The organism is Mycobacterium sp. UM_CSW, from assembly GCF_000455205.1.
In the GTDB taxonomy this organism is placed as follows: domain Bacteria; phylum Actinomycetota; class Actinomycetes; order Mycobacteriales; family Mycobacteriaceae; genus Mycobacterium.
Genome location: NZ_AUWQ01000121.1, coordinates 1 through 5851 on the forward strand (window position 1 = coordinate 1; position 5851 = coordinate 5851).

Genomic DNA, 5851 nt, shown 5'->3' on the forward strand with positions numbered 1-5851 from the left:
CCGTTTCCGCCGGCCCCGCCGGCCCCGCCCAAGCCCCCGGTAGCGGTGGCGGCGCCGCCGGCCCCGCCGGCACCGCCGATGCCCGAGAGGAAGCCGGACTTACCGCCGGCGCCGCCGGCACCGCCGAAGCTGCCCGCGAGATTCCCACCGCCCCCGCCGGTCCCGCCGGCGCCGCCAGACCCGATCAAGAAGGCTTTGCCGCCGGCACCGCCGTCACCGCCGATGTTGCCCAGCGTTGCGGTCCCGCCCATCCCGCCGGCGCCACCGTTGCCCCACAGCCACCCGCCGGGGCCGCCGGCGCCGCCCGCGAAGCCGGGAGAACCGGTCCCGCCGGCCCCACCGAAGCCGATCAGGCCCGCGGGGCCGCCGGCGCCGCCAGCCTGCCCGGCCCCCCCGCCCGAGCCACCGTTGCCGCCGTTACCCCACAACAACCCGCCCGGCCCGCCGGGCGCCCCGGTACCGGCCGCGCCGTTGGTGCCGTTGCCGATCAGCGGGCGCCCTAACAGCAGCTGGGTCGGGGTGTTGATCACCCCGAGCACGTCTTGCGCAATGGTCTGAAGTGGGTTCGCGCTGGCCGCCTCGGTCGCCGCGTAGGCGCCGCCGGCACTCTGCAGCAGGTCGACGAATTGGTTGTGAAACGCCGCGGCTTGGGCGCTGAGCGCCTGGTATTGGGCTGCGTGATTGGAGAATAAGGAGGCGATCGCGGTCGACACCTCATCACTTGCCGCGGTCAGCAGGCCGGTGGTGTTGGCCGCCGCGGCCGCATTGGCAGTGCCCAGCGATGAACCGATGCCCGCCAAATTCTCCGCCGCCGTGGCGACCGCGTCCGGAACTGCAACTACAAACGACATCCGACAACCTCCAGGTCGCCCCCGACAAGCGGATAGTAGGCCCTTCGGGTGCCTAATTAGACGTGGCTACAACAACTCAAAGCTGTTTCCCAGCCGCAACTAAGCGGGCAACAATAAATCAACCCCGAACTTGCGGCGTTTAGGCGAACCGGAGGTAACCAGCGTCATGGCCCCGTTACTCGCTGGCTGCGGCGGATTTCTGCTCGCCGTTTTGTGGATGGACCTCATTTTCGACGTCCAGGTTCTTCAAAATCGAAGCGCGGGTGGCGAATTGCCCGAGCCGGTGCTCGCTTCGATCGCGGGCTATTACCATCGCGCGACCACCACGTCGCGGCCGATGAGCCGGTTGATCGCCTTGGTCATGCTGATCTTGTTGGCGGCGTTGGGCTTTCAGGCCGCCCGGGGCCACGACCCCGGGTGGCTGCTGGCAATCTCCGCGGCGCTCGCGGGTATCCCGATGGTGCTGGCGCTGACGCGCACGGTCCCCGCCGCCGGTCGGCTCGGGTACCGGGCGGACGGTCCGGCCGAACAAACCCGGCTGGCGCGAGCGATCTGCCGCGACCACCTGGTCTGCTTCGGCGGCATGCTGGCGTTTCTGATCCTGTGGACCACCTGATACGTCGTAGTGACGACGCGCTGGTCGGGGGCGGCTGGCCACGTCAACGGCGTCCGTACTAAACTAGAACACGTTTCAGTTCTTTTACTCGGTCAAGCTTCCAGGAGTAGGCATGCACACCGCGATCTGCGACGAACTCGGCATCGAGTTCCCGATCTTCGCCTTCACCCACTGCCGCGACGTCGTGGTCGCTGTCAGCAAGGCCGGTGGTTTCGGCGTGCTGGGCGCCGTCGGCTTCACGCCCGAGCAGCTGGAGATCGAGCTCAAGTGGATCGACGAAAACATCGGCGACCACCCCTACGGGGTCGACATCGTGATCCCGAACAAGTACGAGGGCATGGACTCGCACCTGTCGGCCGAGGAGCTGGCCGACACGCTGCGCAAGATGGTGCCGCAGGAGCACCTGGACTTCGCGAAGAAGATCCTTGCCGATCACGGTGTGCCGGTCGATCACGCCGACGAGGACACCCTGCAACTGCTCGGCTGGACCGAGGCGACCGCCACCCCGCAGGTCGAAGTCGCGCTGCAACACCCGAAGGTGGCGATGATCGCCAACGCGCTGGGCACCCCCCCGGCCGACATGATCAAGCACATCCACGAATCCGGCCGCAAGGTGGCCGCGCTGTGCGGCTCACCGTCGCAGGCCCGCAAGCACGCCGACGCCGGGGTCGACATCATCATCGCCCAGGGCGGCGAGGCCGGCGGCCACTGCGGCGAGGTGGGCTCAATCGTGTTGTGGCCCCAGGTCGTTAAGGAGGTCGCGCCGGTGCCGGTGCTCGCGGCGGGCGGGATCGGCAGCGGTCAGCAGATCGCCGCGGCGCTGGCCCTCGGCGCCCAGGGCGCGTGGACCGGTTCGCAGTGGCTGATGGTGGAGGAAGCCTCGAACACCCCAGTTCAGCAGGCCGCATATGCCAAGGCGTCCAGCCGTGACACCGTGCGCAGCCGTTCGTTCACCGGCAAGCCGGCCCGGATGCTGCGCAACGACTGGACCGAGGCATGGGAGCAGCCGGACAACCCCAAGCCGCTCGGAATGCCGTTGCAGTACATGGTTTCCGGCATGGCCGTGCGGGCCACGAACAAATACCCGAACGAGACGGTCGACGTCGCGTTCAACCCGGTCGGTCAGGTCGTCGGGCAGTTCAACAAGGTTGAAAAGACGTCGACCGTCATCGAGCGGTGGGTGCAGGAATATCTGGAGTCGACCAACAGGCTGGACGAGCTGAACGCCGCCGCCGCCGTCTGACGGCGGCTACTCGTCGACTTCGTCGACTTCCTCGACTTCGTCCCTACCGGGACCGGTGAACACCTCTTTCGTCCGGTCCACCGCGTAGGTGCCGATGTCGATCGAGTTCTGGACGATGCCGCTCGCACCGCCCGCGATGTCACCCCGGATTATGTCGCCGGCGTGTTCGACGATGTCGGAAGCCTTTTCGACGGCGTTGGTGGCGATGTCGCGGGCGGCGTCGACTGCGTCTTTCGGATTGAAGTCCATCGGAATCTCCTTTTGTCGCAGGACCTTTGGGAACGACTCTAGCTGCGGGTCGCCACCATCGGCTCTAGTAGTTCACCAGGGTGCGCCAGTAATCCTCGGGGATCTCGGCGCCGGACCGCAGTATCCGCGCCAGCCCGACGGCCATCGCGATACCGAGGAGGCCCAGCCACAATCCGGCCACCGCGATGACTCCCCAGAGCACGGCGGTGACCGCCGGCCACGGCGACAGCACGGCTAGCACTGGCGCGAAGAAGAAGCCGGTCCCGACGTACCAGGCGGAGCCCGCGCGATCCGACGCGAGGACAAAGCGCAGCCAGCGCGGGACCGGTGCCCCGGCCGGCTGGGCGCGATTCATCGATTCACCCCGTCATTCGGACGGCGGGAAGAACCCTGCCCCGGTGAACCATCCCTCTTGCCAGCCCTTGTCTCCCAGACAGAGCATGGGCAGGCCGCGGTCTGACTGTGCGGCCGCCTGCGGGCCCGGGCACCTCGCGCCGGCCTGCTGCACCCCGTACAGCGGGTAGGAGATGACCCAGTAGCCGATGGTGGCCGGCGGGAACTGGTTCGGCGGCGGGAAGTGGCACGCCTCCGCCTGGCCGCTGGGGCCCCGCCCGAAGATGAAGCGCTCGTAGTTGTCGCAGGGCGCGCCCAGCGAGGCGTCGTAATTCATGTTCGGCACGTCGCCGTCGTAACCTGCGGCGGCGCACGGCGCCATGCCGATCGTGATGCCCGCTATCGAAGCGGCGCTGAGCAGTTCCCGAATCATGTTCCACCCCACCTGTCGCCGATGACCAGGACCAAAGCATATCCGCCGGTCAAAGACGCCGGTAGGTGCAGATCAGCACCCCGGTCCCGGTCGTCGTCGCCGAGACGAGCTCGAGCGCCCGGGCCCGTCCGTCGTCGGGGAACACCCGCTTGCCGCCGCCGAGCAGGATCGGCTCGAGCATCAGCCGGTATTCGTCGACCAAGTCGTGCTCGATCAGCTGTGAGACCAGCGACGCGCTACCCATCACCTGCAGCGACCGGCCGTCGCGTGCGCGCAGCTCGCGTATCGCGCCGATCGCTTCGTCGGCGGGCAGCAGGGTTGAGCCCGGCCAGTCGAGATCGCCCTGAGTAAGGGTCCGGGACGCCACGTACTTCGGGATCTCGTTCATACGGTCGGCGAACGGGTCACCCGCCCGGCTTGGCCAGGCGGCGGCCATCGTCTGCCAGGTGCGACGGCCGAACAACAGCGCGTCGGTCTCGCCCAGCAGCTCGGAGACGGCCGGTCCCATGGTCTCGGGTTCGAAGTACGGCATCGACCAACCGCCGTGTGCGAATCCCCCGTCGCTGTCCTCGCCCTGGCCGCCCGGGGCTTGGACGACCCCATCCAGGCTCATGAAGTGGCTGGCAACGATGCGCATGTGCTCCCTCTCGGTCGGTCGGCCTCTGGTACCGATACAGACCGGCGGCGCGCGGGAAACTCATCGGCGGTGAACACGTTGCAATTCGGCCTGGCGATCTTGCCGCAATCCTTCCCAACGGTGGTGTAGCAGTGGTTTATTTGGCACAAAGAAGACGACTAGACGACTTCGTATGAAGGAGCGGACCTTGTCAGCATCGAAGACAACCACCGAGCCGAATCTGCCGCCCGGATTCGATTTCACCGACCCGGACATCCATGCCGAGCGGCTGCCGGTGGAAGAGCTGGCCGAGCTGCGCCGAACCGCGCCGATCTGGTGGAACGAACAGCCGATCGGGGCCGGCGGCTTCGACGACGGCGGGTTCTGGGTGGTGTCCAAGCATAAGGACGTCAAGGAAATCTCGCTGCGCAGCGACGTCTTCTCCAGCCTGGAAAAGACCGCCCTGCCGCGCTACAAGGACGGCACGGTCGGCGAGCAGGTCGAACGCGGCAAATTCGTCCTGCTCAACATGGATGCGCCGCAGCACACCCGGCTGCGCAAGATCATCTCGCGGGCCTTCACGCCGCGCGCCATCGAGCGCCTGCGCGACGACCTGGCCGATCGCGCCCGGCGCATCGTCGAGGAAGCGGCGGCGGAGGGCCGCGGCGACTTCGTCGAGCAGGTGTCGTGCGAGCTGCCGTTGCAGGCGATCGCCGGGCTGATGGGTGTGCCGCAGGACGAACGCAAAAAACTCTTCCACTGGTCCAACGAGATGGTCGGTGACCAGGACCCCGAGTTTGCGAACAACGACGCCATCACCGCTTCCGTCGAACTCATCACGTACGGCATGCAGATGGCCGCCGACCGGGCGAAGAACCCCGGCGACGACCTCGTCACCAAGCTGGTGCAGGCCGACATCGACGGCCACAAGCTCTCCGATGACGAGTTCGGTTTCTTCGTGATCCTGCTGGCGGTGGCCGGCAACGAGACCACCCGCAACTCCATCACCCAGGGCATGATGGCCTTCACCGACTTCCCCGACCAGTGGGAGCTGTTCAAAAGGGAACGCCCCGGCACCGCGGCCGACGAGATCGTGCGGTGGGCCACCCCCGTCACGTCGTTTCAGCGCACCGCCCTTGAGGACTACGAGCTGTCCGGCGTGCAGATCAAGAAGGGTCAGCGGGTGGTAATGGTGTACCGCTCGGCCAATTTCGACGAGGACGTGTTCGACGACCCCTTCACCTTCAACATCCTGCGCGACCCCAATCCGCACGTCGGATTCGGTGGCACCGGTGCGCATTACTGCATCGGGGCCAACCTGGCGCGCATGACGATCGACCTGATGTTCAACGCGATCGCCGACGGCATCCCGAACCTGGAATCGATCGGCAAGCCCGAGCGGCTGCGCTCGGGATGGCTCAACGGGATCAAGCACTGGCAGGTCGACTACCACACCGACGGCGCGAAATCACCTGCCGCGCACTAGCCTCAAGTCAGTGTCAGGGTGATG

At 67.0% G+C, this 5851-nt stretch carries 8 protein-coding genes; 3 read left to right on the forward strand and 5 right to left on the reverse strand.

Annotation, left to right across the window (positions count from 1 at the left end; translation table 11 throughout):
* On the reverse strand, positions 1 to 851 hold an 851-nt coding region (locus tag N415_RS28055), incomplete at its 3' end, for a PE family protein (protein WP_152531618.1).
* A 166-nt stretch (positions 852 to 1017) separates the two neighbouring features.
* Between N415_RS28055 and N415_RS28060 the strand changes: the two genes are divergently transcribed.
* The gene (locus N415_RS28060; RefSeq protein WP_068188868.1) at positions 1018 to 1467 is read left to right on the forward strand and encodes a hypothetical protein; all 450 of its coding nucleotides are present in this window, start codon (positions 1018 to 1020) and stop codon (positions 1465 to 1467) included.
* Positions 1468 to 1579: 112 nt separating this feature from the next.
* The gene (locus N415_RS28065) at positions 1580 to 2710 is read left to right on the forward strand and encodes a nitronate monooxygenase family protein (protein ID WP_068188872.1); all 1131 of its coding nucleotides are present in this window, start codon (positions 1580 to 1582) and stop codon (positions 2708 to 2710) included.
* 6 nt (positions 2711 to 2716) lie between these two features.
* On the opposite strand, the gene N415_RS28070 is transcribed toward N415_RS28065, so the two are convergent.
* The 4 genes from N415_RS28070 to N415_RS28085 all read right to left on the reverse strand — a co-directional run bounded on the left by N415_RS28070 (position 2717) and on the right by N415_RS28085 (position 4362).
* Complete coding sequence (locus N415_RS28070; RefSeq protein WP_068188876.1) at positions 2717 to 2959, reverse strand: hypothetical protein; 243 nt, start codon at positions 2957 to 2959, stop codon at positions 2717 to 2719.
* Positions 2960 to 3023: 64 nt separating this feature from the next.
* Positions 3024 to 3314 carry a hypothetical protein gene (locus tag N415_RS28075; protein ID WP_068188880.1) on the reverse strand — a complete coding sequence of 97 codons (291 nt, stop codon included), beginning with the start codon at positions 3312 to 3314 and terminating at the stop codon, positions 3024 to 3026.
* 12 nt (positions 3315 to 3326) lie between these two features.
* Entirely contained in the window at positions 3327 to 3725 is a 399-nt protein-coding gene (locus N415_RS28080) for a hypothetical protein (protein ID WP_068188886.1), read from the reverse strand.
* Between the two features lie 49 nt (positions 3726 to 3774).
* Entirely contained in the window at positions 3775 to 4362 is a 588-nt protein-coding gene (locus N415_RS28085; protein WP_068188890.1) for a dihydrofolate reductase family protein, read from the reverse strand.
* Positions 4363 to 4549: 187 nt separating this feature from the next.
* Here N415_RS28085 and N415_RS28090 point away from each other — a divergent pair, with 187 nt between their 5' ends.
* On the forward strand, positions 4550 to 5827 hold the full coding sequence (locus tag N415_RS28090; protein ID WP_173817367.1) for a cytochrome P450: 1278 nt from the start codon (positions 4550 to 4552) through the stop codon (positions 5825 to 5827).
* The last annotated feature ends 24 nt before the right edge of the window (positions 5828 to 5851 follow it).